At 52.2% G+C, this 24923-nt stretch carries 16 protein-coding genes; 9 read left to right on the top strand and 7 right to left on the bottom strand.

Going from position 1 to position 24923, the window contains the following annotated elements:
- Positions 1-21 precede the first annotated feature (21 nt).
- Positions 22-2373 (bottom strand): TonB-dependent receptor, encoded by a 2352-nt coding sequence (locus FJM74_RS07540; protein ID WP_187261977.1) that lies wholly within the window; start codon positions 2371-2373, stop codon positions 22-24.
- Between the two features lie 821 nt (positions 2374-3194).
- The gene (locus FJM74_RS07535) at positions 3195-5939 is read right to left on the bottom strand and encodes a cation-transporting P-type ATPase (protein WP_206684012.1); all 2745 of its coding nucleotides are present in this window, start codon (positions 5937-5939) and stop codon (positions 3195-3197) included.
- Positions 5940-6597: 658 nt separating this feature from the next.
- Here FJM74_RS07535 and FJM74_RS07530 point away from each other — a divergent pair.
- The 3 genes from FJM74_RS07530 to FJM74_RS07520 all read left to right on the top strand — a co-directional run bounded on the left by FJM74_RS07530 (position 6598) and on the right by FJM74_RS07520 (position 10780).
- Entirely contained in the window at positions 6598-7788 is a 1191-nt protein-coding gene (locus FJM74_RS07530) for an aspartate aminotransferase family protein (protein WP_187261976.1), read from the top strand.
- 568 nt (positions 7789-8356) lie between these two features.
- Entirely contained in the window at positions 8357-10114 is a 1758-nt protein-coding gene (locus FJM74_RS07525) for an SLC13 family permease (RefSeq protein WP_187261975.1), read from the top strand.
- A gap of 45 nt (positions 10115-10159) precedes the next feature.
- The gene (locus FJM74_RS07520; RefSeq protein WP_187261974.1) at positions 10160-10780 is read left to right on the top strand and encodes a hypothetical protein; all 621 of its coding nucleotides are present in this window, start codon (positions 10160-10162) and stop codon (positions 10778-10780) included.
- 229 nt (positions 10781-11009) lie between these two features.
- On the opposite strand, the gene FJM74_RS07515 is transcribed toward FJM74_RS07520, so the two are convergent.
- Both FJM74_RS07515 and FJM74_RS07510 read right to left on the bottom strand, forming a co-directional pair.
- Positions 11010-11339, bottom strand: a complete 330-nt coding sequence (locus tag FJM74_RS07515; RefSeq protein WP_187261973.1) for a hypothetical protein — start codon at positions 11337-11339, stop codon at positions 11010-11012.
- Positions 11340-11350: 11 nt separating this feature from the next.
- The gene (locus FJM74_RS07510; protein ID WP_187261972.1) at positions 11351-11776 is read right to left on the bottom strand and encodes a tellurite resistance TerB family protein; all 426 of its coding nucleotides are present in this window, start codon (positions 11774-11776) and stop codon (positions 11351-11353) included.
- A gap of 335 nt (positions 11777-12111) precedes the next feature.
- Here FJM74_RS07510 and pfkA point away from each other — a divergent pair, with 335 nt between their 5' ends.
- Complete coding sequence (pfkA, locus tag FJM74_RS07505) at positions 12112-13083, top strand: 6-phosphofructokinase (RefSeq protein ID WP_187261971.1); 972 nt, start codon at positions 12112-12114, stop codon at positions 13081-13083.
- Between the two features lie 277 nt (positions 13084-13360).
- Here pfkA and miaA read toward each other — a convergent pair whose 3' ends face one another.
- On the bottom strand, positions 13361-14287 hold the full coding sequence (gene miaA, locus FJM74_RS07500; protein WP_187261970.1) for a tRNA (adenosine(37)-N6)-dimethylallyltransferase MiaA: 927 nt from the start codon (positions 14285-14287) through the stop codon (positions 13361-13363).
- Positions 14257-15363: a glycosyltransferase gene (locus FJM74_RS07495; RefSeq protein WP_206684011.1), complete on the bottom strand. Its 1107-nt coding sequence runs from the start codon at positions 15361-15363 to the stop codon at positions 14257-14259. The genes miaA and FJM74_RS07495 overlap by 31 nt, the downstream gene beginning before the upstream one ends.
- 179 nt (positions 15364-15542) lie before the next feature.
- Between FJM74_RS07495 and FJM74_RS07490 the strand changes: the two genes are divergently transcribed.
- The 5 genes from FJM74_RS07490 (at position 15543) to FJM74_RS07470 (ending at position 24137) form a co-directional block, all read left to right on the top strand.
- On the top strand, positions 15543-20777 hold the full coding sequence (locus FJM74_RS07490; RefSeq protein ID WP_187261969.1) for a PAS domain S-box protein: 5235 nt from the start codon (positions 15543-15545) through the stop codon (positions 20775-20777).
- Positions 20778-20785: 8 nt separating this feature from the next.
- The gene (locus tag FJM74_RS07485; protein WP_187261968.1) at positions 20786-21166 is read left to right on the top strand and encodes a response regulator; all 381 of its coding nucleotides are present in this window, start codon (positions 20786-20788) and stop codon (positions 21164-21166) included.
- Between the two features lie 10 nt (positions 21167-21176).
- A complete protein-coding gene (locus FJM74_RS07480) occupies positions 21177-21449 on the top strand; it encodes a hypothetical protein (RefSeq protein WP_187261967.1) in 273 nt (90 codons plus the stop codon).
- Positions 21446-22207 carry an MBL fold metallo-hydrolase gene (locus FJM74_RS07475; protein WP_187261966.1) on the top strand — a complete coding sequence of 254 codons (762 nt, stop codon included), beginning with the start codon at positions 21446-21448 and terminating at the stop codon, positions 22205-22207. The genes FJM74_RS07480 and FJM74_RS07475 overlap by 4 nt, the downstream gene beginning before the upstream one ends.
- 358 nt (positions 22208-22565) lie before the next feature.
- Positions 22566-24137 (top strand): NFACT RNA binding domain-containing protein, encoded by a 1572-nt coding sequence (locus FJM74_RS07470; RefSeq protein ID WP_187261965.1) that lies wholly within the window; start codon positions 22566-22568, stop codon positions 24135-24137.
- 231 nt (positions 24138-24368) lie between these two features.
- Here the strand turns inward: FJM74_RS07470 and FJM74_RS07465 are convergent, their stop codons facing one another.
- Positions 24369-24911, bottom strand: coding sequence for a succinate dehydrogenase assembly factor 2 (locus FJM74_RS07465; RefSeq protein ID WP_187261964.1), 543 nt, complete (start codon positions 24909-24911; stop codon positions 24369-24371).
- Positions 24912-24923: the final 12 nt, after the last annotated feature.

Raw genomic sequence — 24923 nt, 5'->3', positions numbered from 1 at the left:
GTACAGGATAAGGTGCGGCCACTAAAATTTAAATCCGTAACTAACTGATGGAATAATCGGAAACAGCGATACCTGTTTCAGCTTGGTCTCAGAGGTCTGTCCCCCGTTGTATTCTTCAGACAGGTAATAGAAGAAGGGGTTTTTGCGGCTGTAAAGATTGTAGAAGCTTACCTCCCAGGTGCGCTCGCCCCAACGCTTGGCCTTGTGGAACTGTACGCCCACATCCATGCGGTGGTATGGTGCCATGCGGTACCCATTCCGCTCACCATACTCCGTTGCCTGCTGCCAGTACATACCGCCCCCATGGCTGTTTCTAGAAGGATGATTGGGGTCACTGTTAAAATGCCCCACCGGTAGCGTAATCGCGTTGCCGGTACCATACACCCAGGTGCCCGACAGGGTAATGGCATCACTGAGTTTATAGATGCCTACCAAAGACAAATCGTGGCGGCGGTCGTAGCGGGCGTAGAATTTCTGGCCGAAGTTCAGGGAGTCGAACTGCAGTTGGGTCCAGGAGAGGGTGTAGCCGATCCAGCCTGAGAAGCGCCCCACCTTCTTCTGCAGCAGGAACTCTGCCCCATAAGACCAGGCCTGGCCACTGGTCACGTTATCTTCCCACTTCACCTCCTCGGCCGTTTCCGGGTCATCTATCGTCATAAAGCTGGCGCCCTCTTTGTAGCCGATAATGTTCCGCGACTTTTTGTAGTAGCCTTCCACTGTCAGGGCAATATCCTTTTCCTTAAAATCTTTGGCAAATCCCACTGCCACCTGCCGCGACTGCTGTGGCGCCACCAGGTCGGTGGTAGGCACCCACAAGTCGGTTGGCAGCCCGATGCCGGTATTGCTGAGCAGGTGCACGTACTGGTTCATCTGGGCGTAAGAGGCTTTCATGGCAAAATCGTCACGAATGTTATAGGCGGCCGATAAGCGCGGCTCCGGCATCAGGTAAGTTTTGCTTTTAGCAGCAAAATGGCTCAGGCGGAAACCGGCATTCAGTCGCAGCCCCGGCATCGGTTTAAACGTATCTTCGATATACACCGCCGACTGCACACCATCTATGTTCTTGACACGGCGGTCGTTCTGCGCCAGCTCTGTATCCTTTACCACCAGCGCACTCGGCTGGAACCGGTGGAGCGTAGACTGAAAGCCAACCCGGATTGCATGTTGCGGGTTGGGCATATAGTCCACATCGTACTTTAAAGACAGGTCCTGGATGCCCGAGAAGTACTGCAGCTCATATTTGTCTCCTCCTGTATGCTCCTCCTTTATTGCGATGTTAAAACGGTAGCGGCTAAAGATAAGGGAGGTGTTTGCAAAGAGCTTGTCGTTGAAAAGGTGGTTCCACCGTAGGGTACCGGTGGCGTTGCCCCAATCAAGGCCGCCGCGCATCTTGCTGTCCTCGTACTTGTCGTTGTAATAAAAGCGGTCCTGCCCGAAGTAGCCGCTTAAGTAGAGCTTGTTCTTCTGCCCGAAATCGTAGTTTAGTTTGGTGTTGAGGTCGTAGAAGTAGTAGCCGGCCGTGCCATCTTCCAGTTTCATAAAAGGCCGGGCGATCACATCGGCATAGGTGCGGCGGCCGCTGATCAGGAAAGAAGATTTGCCTTTTTTGATCGGCCCCTCCAGCATCAGTCGCGATGAGATCAGCCCGATGCCGCCTTCGCCGTGCAGTTCCTCCTTGTTCCCTTCTTTCATGTTGAGCTCTATTACAGAAGAAAGCCGCCCGCCATAGCGCGCCGGGAAGCCGCCTTTTGTCAGCTCCACACTCTTCAGCGCATCGCCGTTGAAAAGCGAGAAGAAACCGAACAGGTGCGAGGCGTTGTATACAGTGGCATCGTCAAGGATGATCAGGTTCTGGTCTGGGCCGCCACCGCGCACATAAATGCCGCTGTTGCCTTCGCTGCCCTTCTGCACACCCGGCATGAGCTGCAGCACCTTCATCACGTCCTTCTCACCGAGCAGCATCGGGATATCCTTGATCTGCGATATCGGGATGTCGATCGAGCTCATCTGCACCGACTCACTTACCCGCTGCACCCGGTTCCCCACCACTTCCACCTCTTTGAGGGAGGCGCCTGACTGCAGCGCTATGTTCAGTTCCACGCTTTGTTTCAGGCTTACCTTCCGTACCTCGGGCAGGTAGCCAACCATTGCATAGGTTAGTGCCAGAGAGTCTGTGGCGGGCAAGGTAAGGGAGTAAAAGCCGTAGGTGTTGGTGGTGGTGCTAACGCTGGTGCCCGGCTGGTACACCACCACCCCGAGCAGCGTTTCGCCACTCCCCTTCTCCCGCACGTACCCGCTGATGGTATGCCTGCTTTGAGCAAACAGCGCCCCTGCACTGCTGAGCAGCAGCAATAGGGTAAAGCGTAGTTTCATAGTTTTATATGATTATGATGTAGGACTTAGCCAATGGATATTAGAGCTGCAATATATATGCCAGATATTGTTATTTATCGGGGCTTAAATGTCAATTTACTCATAAGAGATGCAGCATCAGCAGAAAGAATCTCCGGAGGGGCTTATTCATTAGAATAATTTCAGGAAGAGAACTCGATAAAATGGACGCGCTGGTGCGGGACTGCAGCTGGAGCCATTTGTTGCTGATTACAGAGTTTCAAAAGCCAATCCTTGACAAGCTGCTATCGCCAGTTCTGAAAAGTCAGAGGGATGAAAATACGAGTTGCAAGGGCACACTCTAAAAGGGAGTAATTACGGGCACTATCAGTGTTTGAGGCTGCACAGGACTTTTTATTTTCTTGCTTCTGCCATTCTCATTTGGATTCTGGGCTTTAAATTTTCGTGCGCTGCCCCCCCTGACAGTGTACTTGGGGTGAGTCAGCAATTGGCCTGTTCATCATACCGGTCAGGCTAAGTAGGAGAAAGGCCGTCAGGCGCTTATATATTATTTTTGCATATTGAGCAGCCGCTGTGCTTGTTGTTGAAAAATGCCCCAAAAAGGCCAGTGGTGCGGCTTTTTCTGGAATAACAGTATGAAAGCATTTTGCTTAGCCTGACGACTATGGTCTGGTGCATACAAAGAAAGGTCTGTCAGGGGACAGCTCTGTGGATAGAGACGAACAAATGAAGCAATAGTGGTATTATTCCATAAAAGAAGAGGCTGCTCCACTTTTGGGCAGCCTCTTCTAATTATTCTACTAACTTCAGCCTGCGCTAGGCATTTTGTAATTTCATTTGCTCTATCTGCGCGTTTTGATCCTGGACCGAATATATTTCTCTACCGACACGATGATGAACAAGACCGCCCCGGCACCGAATATCCGGAGCAGCTGCATGGCATCCAGTGGGCTGGAGTGAAACAGCGTGTTCATGCCAGGTACATAAATAAAGAGGGCTTGCACCAAAAACATGGCGGCGATACCATAATAAACCCACATGTTGGAGAAGAACCCTATGGCCCGTATAGATTTTACAAGAGAGCGGCAGTTTAGCAGGTAAAAAGATTCTAATACCACAAACACAGTGGTTGCTACGGTCTGGGCCTCTGCCAACGTGGCCCCCCTGTCCAATTCGTAAAGATACAAACCAAAGGCGGCTGTCAGCATTACCACGCCTACCAGGAGCGAGCGCATGATGAGCCCTTGTGTGAGAATAGGTCTGTTGGCAGGGCGGGGCGGGCGATCCATAATGCCGGGCTCCTTGGGCTCAAAAGCAAGCGTAAGGCCCAGCAACGTAGAGGTAGTCATGTTTATCCAGAGTATCTGTACTGGCTGCACCGGAAGCTGCGAAGCCAGTATAACGGCTACAATAATAATGAGCGACTCGCCGAGGTTGGTTGGCAAGGTCCAGACAATAAACTTAATCAGGTTGTCGAACACGCTTCTGCCTTCTTCCACCGCCCCTTCTATAGAGGAAAAGTTATCGTCGGTAAGGATCATGTCTGAGGCATCTTTGGCCACGTCTGTGCCAGTAATACCCATGGCGATGCCGATGTTGGCCTGCTTCAGCGCCGGGCCGTCGTTCACTCCGTCGCCGGTCATGGCCACTATTTTGCCGCGGGCCTGCAGCGCCTTCACGAGCCGGAGCTTCTGGTCGGGCGATACGCGGGCAAAAACAGAGGTGGTTTCGGCTACTTCCTCTAATTCCTTGTCTTCGATCTGCTGCAGCACCCGCCCGGCTACGGCCACTAGTTTCCCATTCTCCTTCCGGCCCTTCAGGCCTATCTGGCTGGCAATGGCAGAGGCTGTGGTGGCATGGTCGCCTGTAATCATCTTCACCTCTATGCCTGCCTTCTGACACAGCTTTACGGCCTCCACAGCTTCCTTGCGCGGCGGGTCAATCATGCCCTGCACTCCCAGGAAAAACATGCCCGCTTTAGTGTCGCCATGTTCGATGCTATCTTTCCCTTCCGGTGCTTCTGCCATAGCAAAAGCCAACACACGAAGGCCTTCTGCCGCCATTTCCTCCACCTGTGTCTGGATTATTTCTTTCTCCAGGCTGGTGGTACTGCCGTCAGGCTGCAGGGCCTCAGAACAACGCTCCAGCACCGCTTCCAGCGAGCCTTTCAGGAAAATCACCGGGTCATCGCCTCTGTGCAGGGTTGCCATGTACTGGTACTCCGACTCAAACGGGATCGTATCCTGCCGCGGGTACTCCCGCTCCAGCTGTTTCTCTTCGAAGCCTGCTTTGCGTGCTGTGACGATCATGGCGCCTTCTGTAGGGTCGCCCTCCGTTATCCATTGGCCATCTTTTTCCAGAATGGCACTGTTGCTGCAGAGCATCCCGGCTTTCAGGCAAAATTCTAGCGCTCTGTTATTGGCCAGGTCTGCTGCTTTTCCGTTTTCCAGTACCTGCCCTTGAGGGCGATACCCTAGCCCGTTCACTTCGTAAAACTTGCCCCCGGCTACGACCTGCTGCACCGTCATCTGGTTTTCAGTAAGCGTGCCTGTTTTGTCAGAGCATATCACACTGGTGCTTCCCAAGGTTTCCACAGCCACCAACTTGCGGATAATGGCTTTCCGCTTGGCCATTTTAGAAACGCCCAAGGCCAGCATAATGGTCACAACAACCGGAAGCCCCTCGGGTATGGCACTCACTGCCAGCGCTATGGCTATCATAAATGTTTCTTCGAATGGAATGCCCCGCATCAGCCCTATTACCAAAACAATAGCCGACAGGCTTAAGATTACCCACAACAGCAGGTTACTGAAAGCTTTAATCTTAAGGGCAAGCGGTGTTTCCAGATCCTGGGCGCTGGCGATCGACTGCTGGATTTTACCAACCTCTGTATGATCGCCGGTAGCCACCACCACGCCTTTGGCGTGGCCATAGGTTACTACCGTAGATGAAAAGCCTATACACAGCCGGTCACCGAGCACGACATCGGCAGGCACCGTATCGGTATTTTTCTCCACTGCCACCGACTCCCCAGTCAAGGCCGACTCATCTACTTTCAGGTCGCGCTGCTGCACCAGGCGCACGTCTGCCGGGAACTTATCGCCCGACTGAATGAGGACCACGTCGCCCGGCACCAGTTCCTGCGCATCGATGTTCTGCTTTCTGCCGGCTCTGATCACATGCGCTCTGGCCGTCATGCTATTAGCCAGGGCATCTATTGCCTCCAGGGCCTTCGACTCCTGTATATAGCCGATAATGGAATTGAGGAGCACCACCCCGAAAATGACAGCGGCATCGATATACTCCTGCATGAAAAGTGTGATCGCGGTGGCAGCCAGCAAGATATAAATCAGTGGCTGATGGAACTGCAGCAGAAACCGGATAAAAGCGCTCTGCTTCTTTTTGGGAGTCATAACATTGCGGCCGTACGCTGCTATCCGCCCCTCCGCCTCGCCCTGGTCCAACCCTTTGTCAGGAGAAACCTGTAGCAGATCCAGGGCTTGGGCAACTTCCAGATGATGCCAGTCGTATTGCTTTTCCTTGTGCATGATCTTGTTACCCGTTCGCTTTTCTTCTGTTACATTCATTATATAATAATTTAACGTTGGAATTTTGTTGCCTGAATTCTGAGGCTACGTTGAAGATTTTAACCCTGAATTAAAGCAGCGTAACTGCCATTTGCGGAACCCGTGGTTATAGGAGGTGAACCAGGTGGCTGGTGCTACAGCCACTCTGGTAATAGGCAGCATTTGCCCCTGCACTGCGCCCAATGTAGCGTACGCAATTTGAAAGGTTCTTATCATTTTGCAAATGACAAACCTCATCCCAGAAAATGATCTTTACAAAAGCATGGTACCTCTCATGCTGCGACCAGCATGAGAATCCCTACATCCTGTAAACCTGCGGCAGGAATTCTATAAGCCTCTGTCAAAAAAATCTAACATCCATTATAGACATCGACTTAACTTTCCGGAACCGTGCATGGCATCACCTCGCGCTAAACGACACACGACATTTTATTGATTGTATCAAAAGGATAGGTGAAACAAATGCCTATATAATGTGTCACTAACTATATTCAGCATCTGCCAGCTACCTTCTAAAAAGCCTCTGGAGGGGCTTTTTCATTAGAATAATTACATTCTGAGCCAAGCAGGAAAGTAACTAAGCCACCGGGCACTTTGTCGTACATCCCTTGCGCAGCACCGGCTCCTGTATGTCATTGCAATTAAGTATCTTTGCGGCATGGTTTCACAGCGGCAATTGTTTCTGCAGCATGTAGCGCAGACATCAGACTTCCCCCTGATGATAGAGATAGAAAAGGCAGAGGGCGTGTACATGTACGGCTCTGAGGGGCAACGGTACCTGGACCTGATTTCGGGTATAGGCGTGAGCAACGTGGGGCACCGGCACCCGCGCGTGGTGCGCGCCATACAAGACCAGCTCGACAAATACATGCACCTGATGGTGTACGGCGAGTTTGTGCAGGGGCCTCAGGCGCAGCTGGCGCAGGCGTTGAGCCAGACTTTGCCGGCGCGGCTCAACAACACCTATTTCCTGAACTCAGGATCTGAGGCCGTGGAGGGAGCCCTGAAGCTGGCCAAGCGCCATACCGGCCGCACAGAGCTTATCTCGTGCTACAACGCCTACCACGGCTCCACCCAGGGCTCCCTCTCCATGAACGGCAGCGAGAGTTTTAAGAACGCTTTCCGGCCGCTGCTGCCAGATGTGCGCCACATACGGTATAACGCGCTGGAGGACCTGCAGCACATTACGGAGCGCACCGCCGCCGTGCTCATAGAAACCGTGCAGGGCGAGGCTGGCGTTAGGGTGCCACAAAACGAGTACCTCCGGCACCTGCGCGAGCGATGCAACCAAACCGGCACCCTGCTGATCCTGGACGAGATCCAGTGTGGCTTTGGCCGCACCGGCACCTTCTGGGCCTTCGAGCAGTTCGGCATTGAGCCGGACATATTGGTGTGCGCCAAAGGCATGGGGGGCGGCATGCCGATCAGCGCCTTTATTGCGCCGCAGGAAATTATGGAAGCCTTTAAAACCAACCCCATCCTGGGCCATTGCACCACCTTTGGCGGTCATCCGGTTAGCTGCGCGGCTTCGCTGGCCACCATCCGGGTGGTGCTGGAAGAGCAGCTAACGACTGGTGTGCAGCAGAAAGCAGAGCTCTTTAAAAGCCTGCTGGTGCACCCGCGCATAAAAGAGGTCCGGAACTGCGGTTTGCTGATGGCGGCAGAGTTTGAGTCGTTTGAGGTGCTGAAAGCCGTGATAGACCAGGCTATCCTGAACGGTGTGCTCACCGACTGGTTCCTGTTCTGCGACAACTCCATGCGCATTGCCCCGCCCCTCACCATTACAGAAGACCAGATAAAAGACGCCTGCACCCTTATTCTCCAATCAGTACAAGAAGCAGTAGGATAGCACCCTGGCCAGGTTCCGAGAACCTTACCAGGGCGCTTCAAATTAGAAATTGTCATGGCGTGGGCGTCCTCGCGCCATGACGACTATTCCCAAGGCCTCTGGCCTGTTTGAAACTTTTGTAACGTCACCTGAATTTTCCAAAAATTAATTGACGGAGCCCTTTAGCTGCGCGGCTCGTGCAGGAGGTCTCTTTTATTGAATTATTCTAATGAAAACGGCCCTCCAGAGTATCTGCTGTTGTTGGTGCTGCATAAAAAGGACGCAGAACACAGGACTTTTTCAGCGTTTAGTTTTAGTGGAGTGAGAGGTTAAATGCAATTGCTAGCCTTCTCTTGTCATTCAGCTTCAAATTTCCAAATCAACTATTTAACCATTTAACAATTGGCACATCAGCACATGAACCAAATCTTCCATTCAAAAAGGCTAACAGGCCGGTGCTGCTGCACCTGGCAGCATGACCTTTGGATAAATTTGCGGCAGAAGGCAATCTTGTGGCGCAAGTGTACGTAAAAGCCCAAGCTACACCTGTATGGGTAAACCCTAGCATCGCCATACTTTTATCGCTTTTATGGAAATAGCCCTTGTGCTCTCACTGCTCCTGATTGCGGTGATCTTGTTTGCCACCGAAAAGCTGCCGGTGGAAATTGTGACCCTCCTGATGCTGGTTGTGCTCACGGCTGCCCGCATCGTGACGCCGGAAGAGGCCTTTGCCGGCTTCAGCAGCGACTTCATCATTATCATTGCCGCTATCTTTATCCTGAGTGCCGCCCTGGAGGAGACTGGCATCCTGGATTTTGTGGTGGTAAAGCTGGTGCGGCTGGCTACCAGGAGCACCAACCTGATGCTCTTCGTAATTATGATGGTAACTGGCCTCGTGTCTGCTTTTATGAACAACACCACGGTTACGGCCATGTTCGTGACTCCCCTCACCGGCTTGTCGAAAAAAATAAACATGAGCCCTTCCAAGCTGCTGATGCCTCTGGCCTACGCGGCCATTCTGGGGGGCACCTGTACCCTTATCGGCACTTCCACCAACGTGGCGGTGAGCGGCTATATCGTAAAGGCTGGCCTGGAACCAGTGGGGCTGTTCGAAATTACCGCTATCGGCTCTGTTATTTTTCTGATCGGGGTGGTTTATATGATGACCATAGGGCAACGCATGCTCCCCGACCATGCCGACCAGCAACTTACCGAGGAGTACATGCTGCAGAAATACATGACGGAAATCGTTGTAAGGCCCTACTCGCCGCTGGTAGGCCAGCTGATCTATGCCTCCGATCTTGCTTCGCTCAACTTCAGGATCATAAACGTGATACGGGGCGAAGACAATTTCCTGCCAGACTTCCGTACCCGCATCAATGAGAACGACATCCTGCTGGTAGAAGGAGAAATCGAGAACCTGATGAAGGTGAAGGAAACCAAGGGCATAGACATTATGGCGGATGTGATACTGGAAAGAGACCTGGTGACGGACGATGTCAACCTGGCGGAGGCCATGATCACCCGGCAGTCGGACCTGATAGGGAAAACGGTGAAGGAGTCGGAGTTTCTGCGCCGCTATGGCCTGGTAGTGCTGGCGGTTTCGCGCTACGGCGAAACCCTGCGAAGCAAGATCGGGAGCATACACCTGAAACTGGGAGATGTGCTGCTGGTGCAGGGCGCCACAGACCGGCTGGAGAATATTCGCGGCTCACGCAACCTGGCCATGCTCAATTCCTTCGCACCTGTTCTTTTTAAGAAACGAAAAGGCATCCTGGCTATTGCCTGCTTTGTACTGGCCATTCTGGCTGGCACGCTGGAGCTGCTGCCTCTCTCCATCGCCTTTCTGTCGGCGGCCATCATCAGCATCCTGCTCAACTGCATCAGCAGCAGCAAAGCCTACCAGGCCATAGATTGGCGCCTGCTCATCCTGATCGGGGGCATGTCGGCTTTCGGAACAGCCATGGAAAACTCTGGTGCAGCCGATTTTCTGGCTACAGGCATTGTGGATCTGCTTGGCTCCTGGGGCAAGATAGCGGTGCTTGCCGGTTTTGTGCTGCTCACGGTCATACTCACCCAGCCCATGTCTAATGCGGCCGCAGCCCTCGTAATTGTGCCAGTTGCCATACGCACGGCATTAGAGATGGATGCAGATCCGCGCTCCTTCGCTATCGCTATTATGCTGGCGGCCTCGGTTTCGCTTGTCACACCTTTTGAGCCGGCCTGCATCCTGGTGTATACCCCCGGCAAGTACAGGTTCATGGACTTCATCAAAATAGGTTCTCCGCTTACCCTCCTGCTGCTGGCCGCCATTATTGTGCTGGTGCCGGTGTTCTGGCCTTTGTAACACCAACCCGGAAACAGAAGTATGTAATCTCAAACCAGATCTGCCATGCCGTTTCTACAGAAAATAATTCCTGCCGCGCTGCTGCTCGTCTTTGCCTGCACCCCTAAATCAGATGAGGTGACAGCGGAGCGCATAAACCCCGGTAACCTGCCGGCAGACACCTTACTGACTACCCCCACAGATGGCACGGCCACCTCCCGGACAGACGAGAACCCGGAACTGGTGCTGCCACAGGCGGTGATCTCGCTGTTAACGCAGCAATACCCTGGCTGGCAGCAGCCTGTGCTGGCGGAGGAGGCACACGAGCATGCCCGCGAGAAGCAACAGGGCCCGTTTCTGGTAAAAGCCGATTTTGACGGCGACAACAACCAGGACCTGGCCCTGCAGTTACGGTACAGGGAGCAGGTCCTCATGCTAGCCTTTACGCAGCAGGACGCTGCCTGGCAGCTGCATGAACTCCAGAGAGATATTTTGTTTAACGACCGTGGCAACCTGAAGAGCCTCTATTATCTTTATCTGGCAGAGGCAGGCACCACCGTGCGCAACACCGAGGATTATCAGCCGGAACAGACAAGAGCCGATGCCATTGCGGTAGCCATAGACGACCGTGCCACCATTTATGTTTATGAGTCGGGGGCCTTTACGGCTTACGAAGAGGCAGAGTAGAGACAGGCGGCAGCAGGCTCCGGAGGGCCTTTTTCATTAGAAGAATCTGGCGGCGACCTGTTAAACAATTGATTTAAGGATGGATATGTTGATGGGGAAACAGATGATCAGAGCCTAATAAAAAACGGTCGCCCGGCACTACATTGCACGCCTGACATTCTGCCGCCACTAACCAAGAAGTGGAAAAACACAACAGGTTCTTGTTCCTTCAGAGCCGTGCCTCCGGGCTTTACAGGTTAAGGTACATAATCAGCAGAAGCGCCAGCAGCAGCAACAGCGTGCCTGCTCCAAGGGCCAGGAAACCCACCTGCAGGCTGTACTTCTTTTCGGTTTCGGTGGTGCCCAGGTAATTGAGATTCAGGTTAGCCAGGTAAAAAATAACCGCAAGAATAAAACTGATGAACCAGAAGGTGCAGAACCTCAACAGAAAATAAACCGGCACCGTACTTTGCAAACGGTGTATGCCCTGGTCGCGCATCAGGAACCCGGCCGCAAGCAGCAGCAGCACAACTGCATAGGTCGAAATAATGACGGAGATAGGGATACGGACTTTTTTCATTACGCTTCGGATTAATAAAAGAATGCCTGCGCCTCTTCCCGGATCATCTCGCGCGGCATGCCATCTTTTACACCAATAGAGATCTTGCGCACCAGCACCCCCACAATTGATTTCCGGAAGCCCAGCTTGAGTGCCATGCTGGTGCAAAACTCCATCTCCTTCTCGTCTATGATGCCGTCGGCCAGCATCATCTCCACCAGGTCGTAAATCTGGTCGAACCGCTCGGTGTCGTTGGCAGGTGGTTTTACTTCTATCCGGTCCAGGTTCGAGAGGATCTGCTTTACATCGTGCGCCTTCAGCCCGTGCCTTGTTCCGATGGCGACGATGTAGTTCATTTCGTCGGGGTCTACATGCCCGTCGACTTTTGCCAGAGCACCCAGATTTTTAATGTGGCTCTTTAACCGTTTTGTTTCATCGCTTTCAAAAAAACCAAACATATCTCGCTCCTTTAGTGGTGTTTCAGGCTACTAGTATACAAAAATGACACGACAATCATGTCACCCAATTTATTTAACACCGAGAATAATCACTGATTTAGTAGCTGCCAGGAAACCTGTTATCCGGATAAGCTGTTGTCAATAAGTCCTGACAGCCTTCTCATACGGCGATTATTGATTTTTGGAGCTCCCTGCCCGCACCTTTTTTGGGTAGATTTAAAAAAAGCTTGCGATATTTACTTCTGTTAATATTTTTCACCAAATTGCTGTCTTAACTTAAAGAGACCACCTCCTCTTCACCAACCATATTTATTAAATACTAAATCGTTTCTCCCATGAAAAGAATAGGAGTTTTTACATCTGGAGGCGACGCGCCCGGCATGAACGCCTGCATCAGGGCGGTAGTGCGTGCAGCTGTATACAAAGGCATAGAGGTTTACGGCATCAGACGTGGCTACAATGGCATGATCAAGGGGGAGATTTTCAAAATGGAGTCTTCCTCTGTCAGCAATATAGTACAGCGGGGCGGCACCATTCTGAAGTCTGCCAGAAGCAAAGAGTTCATGACACGCGAAGGAAGGGAAAAAGCCTTTCAGCAACTGCAGAACTTCGGCATAGAAGGGCTCGTGGCCATAGGCGGCAACGGATCCTTTACCGGGGCCAAACTGTTCTACGACGAGTTCGGCATCCCGACAGTTGGCGCGCCGGGCACCATCGACAACGACCTTTTCGGCACTGACTATACCATTGGCTACGACACGGCCGTGAACACCGCCCTCGATGCCATCGACAAGATCCGCGACACGGCCGACAGCCACGAGCGTGTTTTCTTTGTGGAAGTAATGGGGCGCGACTCCGGCTATATCGCCATTCCCTGCGCCATTGGCGGCGGGGCCGAGATCGTCATGATCCCCGAAACCGAGACCACCATACCAAGCATTATCGAGGCCCTGCGCACCGGCTGGAACCGTTCCAAAACATCGTCGATCGTGATTATTGCAGAAGGCGAGGTGGAAGGCGGCGCCATGAAGGTGGCTGCCAAAGTGCAGGAGGCCCTGCCCGATATGGACGCACGCGTTACCATTATAGGCCACGTGCAGCGCGGGGGTGCCCCAACGGCTTTCGACCGCCTGCTGGCCAGCCGATTGGGTATTGCCTGCGTAGAAGGCCTGCTCGAAGGCCATAAGAGCATGATGGCCGGCCTCATCAACTCCAAGCTGGTGTACACGCCTTTCGAAGAGACCTTCACCAAAAGAAAACTGATCAACCCGAACTTCACCAAAATGGTGGAGGTGCTTTCGGTATAAGTAAACCGTTTAGGAAACGCCCTCCCGGGCTCTCGCAGGCAAATAATTATGTTGCTGCCTGTGAGAGCCCGGGAGGGCGTTTTTTATTGGAATAATTACTGATAAAGTTATTCTCGGAACTTCGCCAAATCAGAGCGCTATGGTAATTCATTTATAATAACCGCCTCTCTTCTTCAAACTTTCTTATTCCCAAATAAACCATTGAACAGGTTAACAATTCAACAATCAACAACTAACATCCAGCAATTATTCCAATAAAAAATGCCCTCCGGAGCCTTTAAGGCTTCTGCTGCCGCTGCTGCTCTATAAAATGAAGGATCTCCTGCCACTGCTCCGGGTGGAACCAGGTGTATGCGGGGGTTTTGTTGAACCAGGTGAGCTGCCGTTTGGCATAGCGGCGGCTATTGCGCTTCAGCAACCGCACCGTCTCCTCCCAATCAGTGGCGCCTTCCATAAAATCGAAAATCTCTTTGTAGCCAACTGTCTGCAGGGCATTGTGGTGCCGGTATGGGTAGAGCGCCTTCGCCTCCTCCAGCAGCCCCTGCTGCAACATCATGTCCATGCGCTGGTCTATGCGCTGGTAGAGTTCCTGGCGGTCGCGGTTCAGGCCTATCCTGATGATGTGGAAAGGCCGCTCCGGCCGCTGCTGCTTCCGGAACGAGGAGTAAGGCTGCCCGCTTGCCAGGCAAACCTCCAGTGCCCGGATAACCCGCTGCGGATTGGCAGGGTCCACCTGTTGGTAATAGGCCGGGTCGAGCTGCTGCAGTTGCTCCTGCAAGGGTGCCAGCCCCTGCTGCGCGTACTGGTCGGTGAGTTGCTGCCGGATTTCAGGGGAGGCATCCGGCATGTCGTCCATCCCGTCGCATACGGCGCGCACATACAGGCCGGAGCCACCTGTCAGGATGACCAGCTCGTGCTGCTGATATAGCTTCTCCAGCAATTGCAGCACATCCTGCTCATAGGCACCCGCATTATACTCTTCGGTAATGCTGTGAGAGTCGACGAAATAATGCGGCACCCCCTGCTGCTCTTCCTGGCTTGGTTTTGCAGTGCCAATGCTCATCTCCTTGTAGAACTGGCGCGAGTCGGCCGACAGGATAACGGTGTTGTAGTGCCGGGCAAGTTGCACGCACAGGTCTGTTTTGCCAACAGCGGTTGGCCCCACCACCACTACTAAATAATTTGCTTTTCCCGGGTTTTCCATAGTTGCTTGTAAAAACGCCAGAGCTTCTGCTCCTCCTGCTGCCAGTTTAGCTCTTCCCTGGCCGCACGGCAGTTTTGCTGCAGCCGCTGGTACAAGGCCTTATCGGTGAGGAGCAGGTTCAGCTTATCCTGCAGCTCCTGCACTTCTAGGCTGCTCTCCAATGCCACGCCATACTCCTGGTTCAGCCGCTGGTACTCCGGAAAGTTTATCACCAGCTGGGGAGTGGCGGCGTGTATATAGTCAAAAAACTTGTTGGCCAGGGAGTAGTAATAGCTCAGCCCCTTGTTCTCGAGCAGCATGACCCCGATGGTAGCCGTGCGTGTTATCTCCAGCAGATCGGCCGGCAGCACTTTTCCTCTGAATTCTACTTTGTGGGCTACACCAAGTGTATGGGCCAGTTGCACCAGCTCCTCAAAAATATCGCCGTGGCCGCAGATCACCAGCTTTGCCTCTACTCCTGCCATGGCCCGTAGCAGCGGCTCCAGCCCCCGCCCCTCGTTTACCACGCCTTGGTACAGAATAGTGGCCGGCTCCTTTGCAGGCTCCTGGTAAGGCAACAGGGGGGGCATATTCCGGATCACCTCGAAGCTGGCACCATATTTCTGCTTGAACACTCCGGCAATTGAGGCCGTAACCGTGTAAGCATGGTCGGTTCTGCGTATTATGAAGCCTTCCACTGCCGCCCAGATTGCCTTAATGGTTTTGCGGTGGGTCACCTCCACCACTTCCGGGAAGTACTCATGGGCATCATATACGAAAGGCTTTCTTTTCAGAAGCGCTATAAAAAAAACTGGCAGCGCCGTGTCCAGGTCGATGGCGCAGTAAGCGTCGGAGCGCTGGCGGAGCAGGTAAAAGAACAGCCGGAGCATATACTCCGCATAAAAAAGCTTTCCTTTGTTAAACCAGCACCTGAGCCGTTGCTGCGCATAAGGCTGCGGCTGCAAAGGGAGCGAAACCGGCAGCACCCTGCCTACCAGCTGCACTACATACCCCTTTTTGGCCATAGACCCACAGATGCGCTGCATGCGTTGGTCGTAATTAAGGTCGGTGGTGACAGTAAAGCAGATTTTCTTCATATAAAAGCAAGGGCACTCCGCAAAAAGGCCCGGAATAACCCTCCTAGGTAAGATCCCGAAAAGAAACTATGCTTCAAAAATAGCCTCCTCGTTATTTTTTGCTAATTTATAGTTTAAATCGTAAACTTCGTAACCAACTGTTGCAAACATAAACTGCCAAAACCTACTAGCCTACTCCTATGCCCCAACTACCAGACAGGCAACCCCCTGAACAACTGACGCTGCAGGCCAACAACCTGCTTCAGGTGATTGCACAGCTGGCAAAGCCCGACCAGGCCTTGCTGGTGGCAGACACAACAGGTCAGGTGCTGGCCACCAACTGCCCTGCGCATGCGCTCCTCAATCCCGAAAACGAACAATTCAACTTTAACCGCTTGCAGGATATCCTGTGCAACGGCAGCGAGGCGGCTTTTGCCAACCTGCTCAAAGAACTGCAGCAGAAGAAAAAGGTAAGCAGCGGCATTATCTCCACCTCAGCTTCTTTGCATCTGGCCCAGTATAAATGCCAGCTCCTGCACTTCGAAAATGAAAAGTTTGTGAGTGTAGAGATTATGCCTACAAAAGCGGAGGCTGTGGCACTCTCGGAGAGAGACAATTACCGCTATGTGTTTGAGTACAGCACCGAGCCGCTCTTTATCCTCGACAGCTCAGGCATTTTTATTGATATCAACAGAACGGCGCTCAGACTAATCGATCAGCGAAAAGAAGACCTGATCGGCAATTCCATCTTTAGGAGCTTCGGCCTAAACCTGTTTGAGCGGGTGGCTCTGCGAGGCCAGTTGAAGCAGGCCATGGAAGGCAAGGCGCAGAAGTTTGAGTGGTGGCTCCTGGAAAAGACCAACGACCTGCTCCCGATCGAGGTTTTATTGCAGAAAGGGGAGTTTGATGAGCAGGAAGTACTGTTCGGTTCTGCCAGGAACCTGTATGAGTTGGTTGGCTCCGAGCAGGAAATCCGTTTCCGCAATCATCAGTTGGAATTTGTGAACCACCTGATCACCAACCTCTCTACCTCCAACAGCGAGCAGGAGGTGTTAAACACCACGGTAGAGGAACTGCTGCAGAAAACAGACATGAAGGGAGGCTGCGTTTACACCTACTCCCCCGACACAGAGACAGCCACCCTGTCTTATTCAGCAGGCGAGGACAATAGCCAGGGCCTGCCTGAGGAGTTCGCCCTAGACTATGAAAGGGCTGTCCAGATCCTGACACCCGACAAGCGCCACATTATCCGCGCGATCTGCTCGGATCTGGAGAAGCAGATAGGCCGGAACCTGACACTGCTGCCGATTACGAACGAAAAAAACCTGGTGGCCCTTATCGTGCTGTGGCCGGAGGAGGGAGAAAAGACGACGCCTTCCTTTTTATCGCTGCTCGATTTTATAGGCAGTGCTATCGGCAATTATATTTCGCGGCACGAGCTGATGCAGCAGCTCATACACTCAGAAGACAAGTACAAGATGCTTTTCGAGGCATCTTATGATGCGATCCTGCTCTTTAATGAAAGCGGAAAAATTGTGGATTGCAATGACAAGACCACGCAACTTTTCCGGTGCAAGCGAGAGGACCTGATCGGCAAATCGCCGGCAAGATTCTCACCTGAGCTTCAGCCCGACGGAACGCCCTCTGCCGAGAAAACGAGCATGCTCCTGACCAGGGTCCTCACCACAGATGCGCCCGTGGCATTCGAATGGAAAAACGTAAGGAAAGACGGCACGTATTTCGACGCGGAAATTACCCTGAACCGGATCAAGATCGACGGCCAGTACTATATACAGGCTTTTAAGCGCGACATTACCCAACGCAAGCTTGTACAGCTGGCCAAGCGCCGCGAGGAGGTGGTACGCGAGTCGATGGAGCACTTCCGCAGCTTTCTGGAGAAAGTGAACCTGGTTTATTTCAGCATGGACACGGAGGGCACGATTGTGTACTCCAACGATTATTTCCTGAACTACCTGGAGTATGAGCGCGAGGAGCTGATCGGGAAAAATTACCACGACCTGCTGGTGCCGGAGCATGAACGGGAGAAAAGAAGGCAGGACTTTATACGATCTATCCAGACGAAGCAGCTCAACTCCTACTACGAGCGGGACCTGCTTATGAAGTCGGGCCAGGTAAAAACCCTGCGCTGGGACTGCATGTTTGAGTACGGACCCGATGGCGAGATAAAGGGGGTCACCATTGTGGGCAAGGACATGACCGATAAACGCATTGCCATGGAGGCGCTGAAGGATAACAAAATCCGTTTGCAGGACCTCTTCGACAATGCCCATGACCTGATCCAGAATATCTCGGCCGACAATAAGTTCATCTTCGTGAACAAGGCCTGGAAAGACCGCCTGGGCTACAACGATGTGGATATAGAAACCCTCACCCTGAACGACATCGTGCACCCGTATTACAAGGCCAAGCTCATTTACCAGCTACGGAACCTCTACAAGGGCGAGCATGTAAACAAAATAGAGACGGTTTTTCTGACAAAGGCCGGCAAGCCCGTGCACCTGATCGGCAGTATTACCTGCAGCTGGCAGGATGGCAAGCCGGTGGCCACACGTGCCATCCTGCACGACATAACCGACCGTATTAAGGCGGAGCGCCTGCAGAAGGTGTATTATAGCATCGCCAACCTGGCCATCAGCAGCAAAGACCTGAACTCGCTCTACGGCGCCATCCACCGGGAACTGAGCAAGATCATCGAGACCCGCAACATCTATATTGCGCTCTGCGACTATGATTTCCATCACCTGCATTTTGTGTACCTGGTCGATCAGTTTATCGACAAATCTACCAAGGTGGAGATAAGGCGCCCGTTTACCATGGGTCTTTCGGAATATATTATTAAAACCGGGAAGCCGCTTTACATGCAGAAGCAGGAACTGATAGAACTGGCCGAAAAGCAAAATCTGACCATACACGGTGCCCTGCCGGAAGTAATTCTCTGCTCTCCCCTGGCTATAGGCGAACGCATCATCGGGGTGATTACGCTGCAGGACTACCAGAACCCGGATGCTTATGTGCATACCGATATCGAGATCCTGCACTTTATCTCGAACCAGGTGGCACTTGCCATTGAGCGTAAGCGCAACGAGGAGCAGATAAATAACCAGAATGCCCGGCTGAAGGCAATCTTTGAGAGTGGCACGCACCACATGTGGTCTGTGAACCGCGAGTTCGAGCTCACCTCCTTTAACCGTAACTTCTCCAAAACCTTCTCCAGACCGGGTGAGGAACTTATTCCGTTTACTGCCCTTGAGGCCATTAAACCGGTTGGCACGCACGAAAGCGATCTGGAATTCTGGAAAGAGAAATACAAGCAGGCTTTTGAGGGCGCTACCCAGCAGTTCGAGATCAGCATACCCGAGACTGAAGGCTGGCTGGAAGTATACCTGAATCCCATTTACCTGGAAAACGGCACCTTTGAGGAAATATCCGGCATCGCGCTAGATATTTCTGACAAGAAAAAGTCGCAGCTGGCGCTGGCAAACAGCGAGGTGAAGTTCCGGAGAATATTTGAATCGTTCCAGGATGTGTACTACCGCACAACCCTCGACGGGATTATAGAGATTGTAAGCCCCTCTATTGCAAGCCTGCTGGGCTACAACGAGGAAGAGACCATCGGGTACGACAGCGGCAGATTTTTTGTGCACCCTGCCCAGCGCCTGTTCATGCGGGAGCGTGTGCTCAGCCAGGAGTCGATACGTGATGTGGAGGCGGTGATGATCTGCAAGGACGGCACTCAGAAAACCATCCTGCTCGACTCCAAAGTAGTGTACGATGACGCAGGCAAGCCCATTAGCCTGGAAGGTGTGGCCCGCGACGTGTCGGAGCTTAAGCGCACCCAGGTAGCCCTGCTCAAAGCCAAAGAAGAAGCAGAAAACCTGCTGAAGGTGAAAACCCAGTTTCTGGCCAATATGAGCCACGAGCTCCGCACCCCCATGAACGGCATTATCGGCATGATAGACCTGCTCCGCCAGATCAACACCGACAAGGAGCAGGAAGAGTACATCGAAACGCTCCGGAAATCGTCTGATGCGCTGCTGGCCATCCTCAACGATATCCTGGACCTGTCTAAAATGCAGGCAGGCAAACTCCAGATCAGCGAGAGCGGCATAGACCTCTACGACACTCTGGGTAAGATCCACGCCCTGTTCGTGAACCGGGCGCAGCAGAAAGACCTCATGTTTACGTACCATATTGAGCCTGGCACACCGCGTTACATCTTCACAGACGAGATCCGGTTTCTGCAGATTCTCTCTAACCTGGTCTCTAATGCCATTAAGTTCACCAACGAGGGCAAGATCAGCATCTTTGTCAGGAGCAGGCTGTTGAGCAAAACTTCTTACATGCTGCATGTGCGGGTAAAAGACTCTGGCATAGGCATCTCCCCGGAAGACCAGCAGGTGCTGTTCACCGACTTTATGCAGCTCGACAACTCGTCTACCAAAACATTTGGCGGCACCGGGCTTGGCCTGGCCATCTCTAAGCAGATCACCAACCTGATGGGCGGCGATATTGGAGTGGAGTCTGTTTCGGGCCAGGGGAGCACCTTCTGGTTCAGCATTAAAACCCGGCTCGCCGACGCCAGGGAAGTGGAAACCAACATAGAGCAGCAGCAGCAGAGCAACGCGGTGGAGGTGTTTGAAAGTGCCCCCTATGTACTGCTCGTAGACGATAACCAGATAAACCAGAAAGTGGCCGAGAAGCAGCTGGAGCGCCTCGGTTGCCGTATCGACATTGCCTCCAACGGGTTTGAGGCCATAAAATATGCCACTACCAACCGCTACAACATCATTTTCATGGATATCCAGATGCCGGAAATGGATGGGGTCACCGCCATGAAGAAGATAAGGGAGCAGTTAACCACCGCCTGCCCTCCTATTATTGCCATGACGGCCTACTCCATGAAAGACGATGCCCTTAAGTTTATACAGGAGGGAATGGACGATTATGTTTCGAAACCCGTGAAAAGTTCCGACCTTTACGCCGTAATGAGCAGATGGGAGAACAGCAGCTGGCTGAAAACCGATGCACCCGATGCGGACACGGACCCCACTGCGGACAGCAGCCAGCCAGACGAGCCGTTTATCATAGACGAGGCGGTGGTGGAACAGCTGAAACAGATCGGGGGCGCTGATTTTATAAGGCAGCTGTATGCCGATTTTGAGGAAGAGGCCGCCGGCCTGCTCGAGGAAGCCAAAAAAGAGCTGGCAGCACAACATTACACCGGCATTTTAAGTACATTGCATCAGTTAAAAGGCACCGGTTTCACTTTGGGAATTAACCCGATGGCCGAGCTGGCAAAGCAACTGGAGCACGACATCAAAAACAATGTGCTGGAAGCTGTGGACGACAACTTCTCCAAACTTCTGGAGCAATACGAAAACTATAAAAAGGCTTACAAAGAAATAATCATTTAACTATTCTTATGGCAGATAGCAAAACCATTCTGATTGCTGAAGACAGTTCAGTAATTCTTAACCTGACGAAGAAGATTCTGGAGCTCCAGAACTATAAGATACTGACTGCCAAAAACGGTGGCGAAGTATTAAAGCAAGTAGAGAGCAACAAGATCGATGCTATTCTGATGGACCTGAACATCCCGGTAAAAAACGGCATGGAATGTACCCGCGAGATACGTAAGCACGACAACAAGGAAATTGCCGGCATTCCGATCATCGCCGTGACAGGCAATGCAAACAATTACTCGATGGAAGACTTTAAGGAAGCGGGCATAAACGCTTACCTCCCCAAGCCGCTTGATTTTGATATGCTGGTTCAAACCGTAAAACAACACCTCGGGGAATAACAGGAAGTAAATGGAGTTAAAGTACACGCGGCCTTTCCTCAGCAAGCTCGAAGATATTTTTGCGGAGTCTGAATTTGTGCTGCGCTACGAGAAAGGGAATTTTAAAGCCGGCTACTGTATCCTGAAAGATATGAAAGTGGCCGTCGTGAACAAATATTTCAGCTTAGAAGGGAAAGTTAACTGCCTTTACGATATTCTGCGAACTATTTCGGTAGATGAGAGCCGCCTGAGCGACAAGAACAGGCAGTTGTATCTGCAAATACGTAACGAGGAAACCCATTGAAGATAACGTTTTTAGGAACTGGCACCTCGCAGGGCGTACCCGTGATCGGCTGCACCTGCGAGGTGTGCTCTTCTGTAGACTACCGCGATAAACGCCTGCGCGTATCGGTGCACCTGCAGGTAGGCCAGAGAAGCCTCATCATCGATACCGGCCCCGACTTCAGGCAGCAGGTATTGCGCGAACGCATCAAAACGCTCGACGCGCTGCTCTTTACCCATGAGCACAAAGACCACACCGCCGGCCTCGACGACATCAGGGCTTACAACTTTCTGCAAAAAAAAGACATGCCAGTTTATGGGGAGCAACGGGTGCTGAACCAGCTCAAGCAGGAGTTCCCTTATATTTTCTCCGGCGCCAATTACCCGGGCATCCCGCGTGTTTCGCTCCATCCTATCACCGAGGCCCCCTTCGAGGTAGATGGCATTCTGGTTACACCTATCCGGGTGCTGCACTACAAGCTGCCGGTGCTGGGTTACCGCATCGGAGATTTCACCTATATTACCGACGCCAATTACATCGCTCCCGAAGAAATGGAGAAGATAAAGGGCTCGAAGGTGGTGGTGCTGGACGCCCTCCGGCACGAGCCACATATCTCCCACTTCTCGCTCCAGGAAGCCCTCGATATACTCATTGAACTTCAACCGGAAAAAGGCTACATCACGCACATAAGCCACCTGATGGGGCGGCACCGCCATGTAGAGGAGCAACTCCCCGATTTTATCAGCCTGGCCCACGATGGCCTGCAGCTTGAGATTTGAGTGCTGGTTGTTGGTTGGTGGTTGGTGGTTGGTGGTTGGTGGTTGCAGATGGTTAAATGGTTGATTATTGGCAGTTTTTTATTATACTAAATCACTGACAGCTGCTTCTAAAAAATAAGGCGGGAGCCCGCCATGTGCACGAGGCACTATTGTAAGAAAATCTACCCTGGAAGGTAGGTGATACTCATCAGCATAAGTCCTGCCTCTTATGTACTTTTCCAGAGCAGCAGTGGCATCAGCAGCAGAAAAACCTCTGGAAGGGCTTTTTGATTAGAAGAATTGTACCAACTCAACCAATCCTCAAAATCCTATAAACAGCAATTTAACAATTTAGCAATCAACAATTAACAACCAACCTGTGCACCAGAACTACTACTTCCTGAAGCAACTGACGCTGCGGCTGAACACACAACTGGCAGGCATGCAGGTGGCCACTTGCTACAGCCAGAACAAAGACGAGCTGATACTGGGTTTTGCCCGTGCCGGAGAGGAGTTCTATATCCGTGCCATGCTCACCTCCCACTTCTCCGCCCTCTCCTTCCCTGCTGAGTTTAAACGGGCGCGGGCCAATAGTGTGGAGCTGCTGGAGCCTATGTTGGGCCAGGTGGTGCAGGAAGTGGTGCAGCATCAGAACGAGCGCAGCTTTTACCTGCGTTTGTCCGGTGGTTTTGTGCTGCTTTTTAAGCTCTTTGGCAACCGTGCTAACATCGTGCTCTTTCAGGATGGCGAACCGGTTGACCTGTTCCACAAGAAGTTTGGGGCCGACCTGGAACTAGACCCGCTGCAGATGGACAGGCCATTGCCCCAGAACTTTGCTACCTTTGCTGCAGCAGATGGACATCTGAAGAAGATTTACCCCACCTTTGGCGACCTGCCGGCCCTGTACCTGGCAGCGCAACAATACGAAAACCTGGCGCTGGAGGAAAAGTGGGAGCTGGTGCAGGCACTCCTCGAAAAGCTCGAGCAGCCCGAGGCCTACTACATCACGAAGCTGGAAGGCAAAACACGGCTGTCGCTGCTACCGCTGGGCGATGTGCAACACACCCTGCACGACCCGCTGGAGGCATTGAACGCCTTTACCCGCAGCTACCTCTACGAAACCGGCTTTGAGCGGCAATATGAGCAGGCCCTGCAGCAGCTCACCAAAAAACTCAACGGCACCCGCACTGTGCTGGCTCAAACCGACAGCAAGCTGCAGGAGCTTCGCCACGACCGCTCCTACTCCCAAACCGCCGACGTACTCATGGCCAACCTCACCAACATACCGCCACGCTGCACCGAGGTTGAGCTTTACGACTTCTACACCGACAAAACCCGCTCTTATAAGCTTAAGCCAGACGAAACACCTCAGAAGCAGGCAGAGCGCCTATACCGAAAAGCCAAAAACCAGCACCTGGAGGTGAGGCAGCTGGAGGAAAAAGCAGAGCGGAAACTGGAGGAAATTATTGTACTGGAAGATGCCATAGCAGCACTGGAGGCAGTGGAAGGCTTTAAGGCCCTGAAGAATTTCCAGCGGGAATATGCGCACCTGTTCTCTACCAAGCAGCAGGCGCAGCCGGAAATTCCGTTTAGGGTGTTTGCGTCGGAAGGCTTTAAGATTCTGGTAGGCAAAAGCGCCAAAAACAACGATGTGCTCACCCAGCGCCACACGCACAAAGACGACCTGTGGCTCCACGCCAAAGATGTGTCGGGCTCGCATGTGGTGATCAAGCACCAGGCGGGCAAAACCGTACCGGTTACCGTGCTGGAGAAGGCGGCGCAGCTGGCTGCCTACTACAGCAAACGCAAAAGCGACTCGCTCTGTCCGGTGCTGTACACGCCCAAAAAATATGTCCGTAAGCCTAAAGGTTCTGCTCCGGGCTCGGTGGTGGTGGAGCGGGAAAAGGTGCTGCTCGTGAAACCGGACAATCCCTTTGAACGGCGAGGCTAATTATTCCAATAAAAATGCCCCTCAAGAGCTTGTAGCACCTGCCGCTGCTCTTCATAAAAGTAAGATAATAGACTTTTTGTCTCCCCGAAATGCTTCGGAATCTTCGGCTATCAGGACGAGGGATTGTTATGAGTGAAGAGTTGATTGTTTCCAAAGCCTGCCCCGGAAATTCATTTTCAAATCTCCAAATCATCCAATGGAAGCATCAGCACATTAAAACTGCTGCAGCACTCAGAGCGTCGTATTTATTTGCTTCATTTTTTTTGCTTCTTTATAGTTTTCATTCATCGTTGCAGTCATTTCCTTTTCAAAATAAATGCTATTGGATTGAAGAAAACCATCGTAAATAATCTTGTCTTTAAACGGCAAAATGTTTGCTGATACCAAAACCGGGAAGTTCCCAAAGAATTCGTGGAACCGGGTACCCAGTGCTTTCACCGCATAAAACTGGTTGTCTTCTGCGCCTAGAAAAACAGCATGGTTCTTCAGGCATTTCAGAATGATGAAGTTGCCTTTTATGCATCTTTTAAAGCCCTTTAGCAGCTCTGCCTGCTCTGCTGTTAGTCGGTCGGCGTTCCGGGACAAATAATCATCCAGTAGCTGATCATTTTCCAGCAGGGCTTCCCGGCATTTGAATTTCACCTTAAGATCAAGTTGTGTAAAGCTCTGAAAATCCATGGCGGCAGAAACTATAGCCGTTTGCTGCCCTACAAAATAAAGCAGAGGCATGTGCAATTCTAAGAACTCTTTATATTCTGATTCTGGTAACAACATTTCGTATCCAGT

Source organism: Pontibacter beigongshangensis (assembly GCF_014332515.1).
In the GTDB taxonomy this organism is placed as follows: domain Bacteria; phylum Bacteroidota; class Bacteroidia; order Cytophagales; family Hymenobacteraceae; genus Pontibacter; species Pontibacter beigongshangensis.
The sequence above is the reverse complement of the archived record's forward strand: the minus strand, read 5'-3'. Positions and strand labels throughout refer to the sequence as shown.

What these genes read in the sequence shown, in the direction of transcription:
- FJM74_RS07540 (WP_187261977.1), bottom strand. Translation starts at nt 2,373, where the DNA reads ATGAAACTACGCTTTACCCTATTGCTGCTGCTCAGCAGTGCAGGGGCG.
- pfkA (WP_187261971.1), top strand. Translation starts at nt 12,112, where the DNA reads ATGAAAAGAATAGGAGTTTTTACATCTGGAGGCGACGCGCCCGGCATG.
- FJM74_RS07485 (WP_187261968.1), top strand. Translation starts at nt 20,786, where the DNA reads ATGGCAGATAGCAAAACCATTCTGATTGCTGAAGACAGTTCAGTAATT.
- FJM74_RS07465 (WP_187261964.1), bottom strand. Translation starts at nt 24,911, where the DNA reads ATGTTGTTACCAGAATCAGAATATAAAGAGTTCTTAGAATTGCACATG.
- FJM74_RS07520 (WP_187261974.1), top strand. Translation starts at nt 10,160, where the DNA reads ATGCCGTTTCTACAGAAAATAATTCCTGCCGCGCTGCTGCTCGTCTTT.
- FJM74_RS07515 (WP_187261973.1), bottom strand. Translation starts at nt 11,339, where the DNA reads ATGAAAAAAGTCCGTATCCCTATCTCCGTCATTATTTCGACCTATGCA.
- FJM74_RS07490 (WP_187261969.1), top strand. Translation starts at nt 15,543, where the DNA reads ATGCCCCAACTACCAGACAGGCAACCCCCTGAACAACTGACGCTGCAG.
- FJM74_RS07535 (WP_206684012.1), bottom strand. Translation starts at nt 5,939, where the DNA reads ATGAATGTAACAGAAGAAAAGCGAACGGGTAACAAGATCATGCACAAG.
- FJM74_RS07495 (WP_206684011.1), bottom strand. Translation starts at nt 15,363, where the DNA reads ATGAAGAAAATCTGCTTTACTGTCACCACCGACCTTAATTACGACCAA.
- FJM74_RS07525 (WP_187261975.1), top strand. Translation starts at nt 8,357, where the DNA reads ATGGAAATAGCCCTTGTGCTCTCACTGCTCCTGATTGCGGTGATCTTG.
- FJM74_RS07480 (WP_187261967.1), top strand. Translation starts at nt 21,177, where the DNA reads ATGGAGTTAAAGTACACGCGGCCTTTCCTCAGCAAGCTCGAAGATATT.
- FJM74_RS07530 (WP_187261976.1), top strand. Translation starts at nt 6,598, where the DNA reads ATGGTTTCACAGCGGCAATTGTTTCTGCAGCATGTAGCGCAGACATCA.
- miaA (WP_187261970.1), bottom strand. Translation starts at nt 14,287, where the DNA reads ATGGAAAACCCGGGAAAAGCAAATTATTTAGTAGTGGTGGTGGGGCCA.
- FJM74_RS07510 (WP_187261972.1), bottom strand. Translation starts at nt 11,776, where the DNA reads ATGTTTGGTTTTTTTGAAAGCGATGAAACAAAACGGTTAAAGAGCCAC.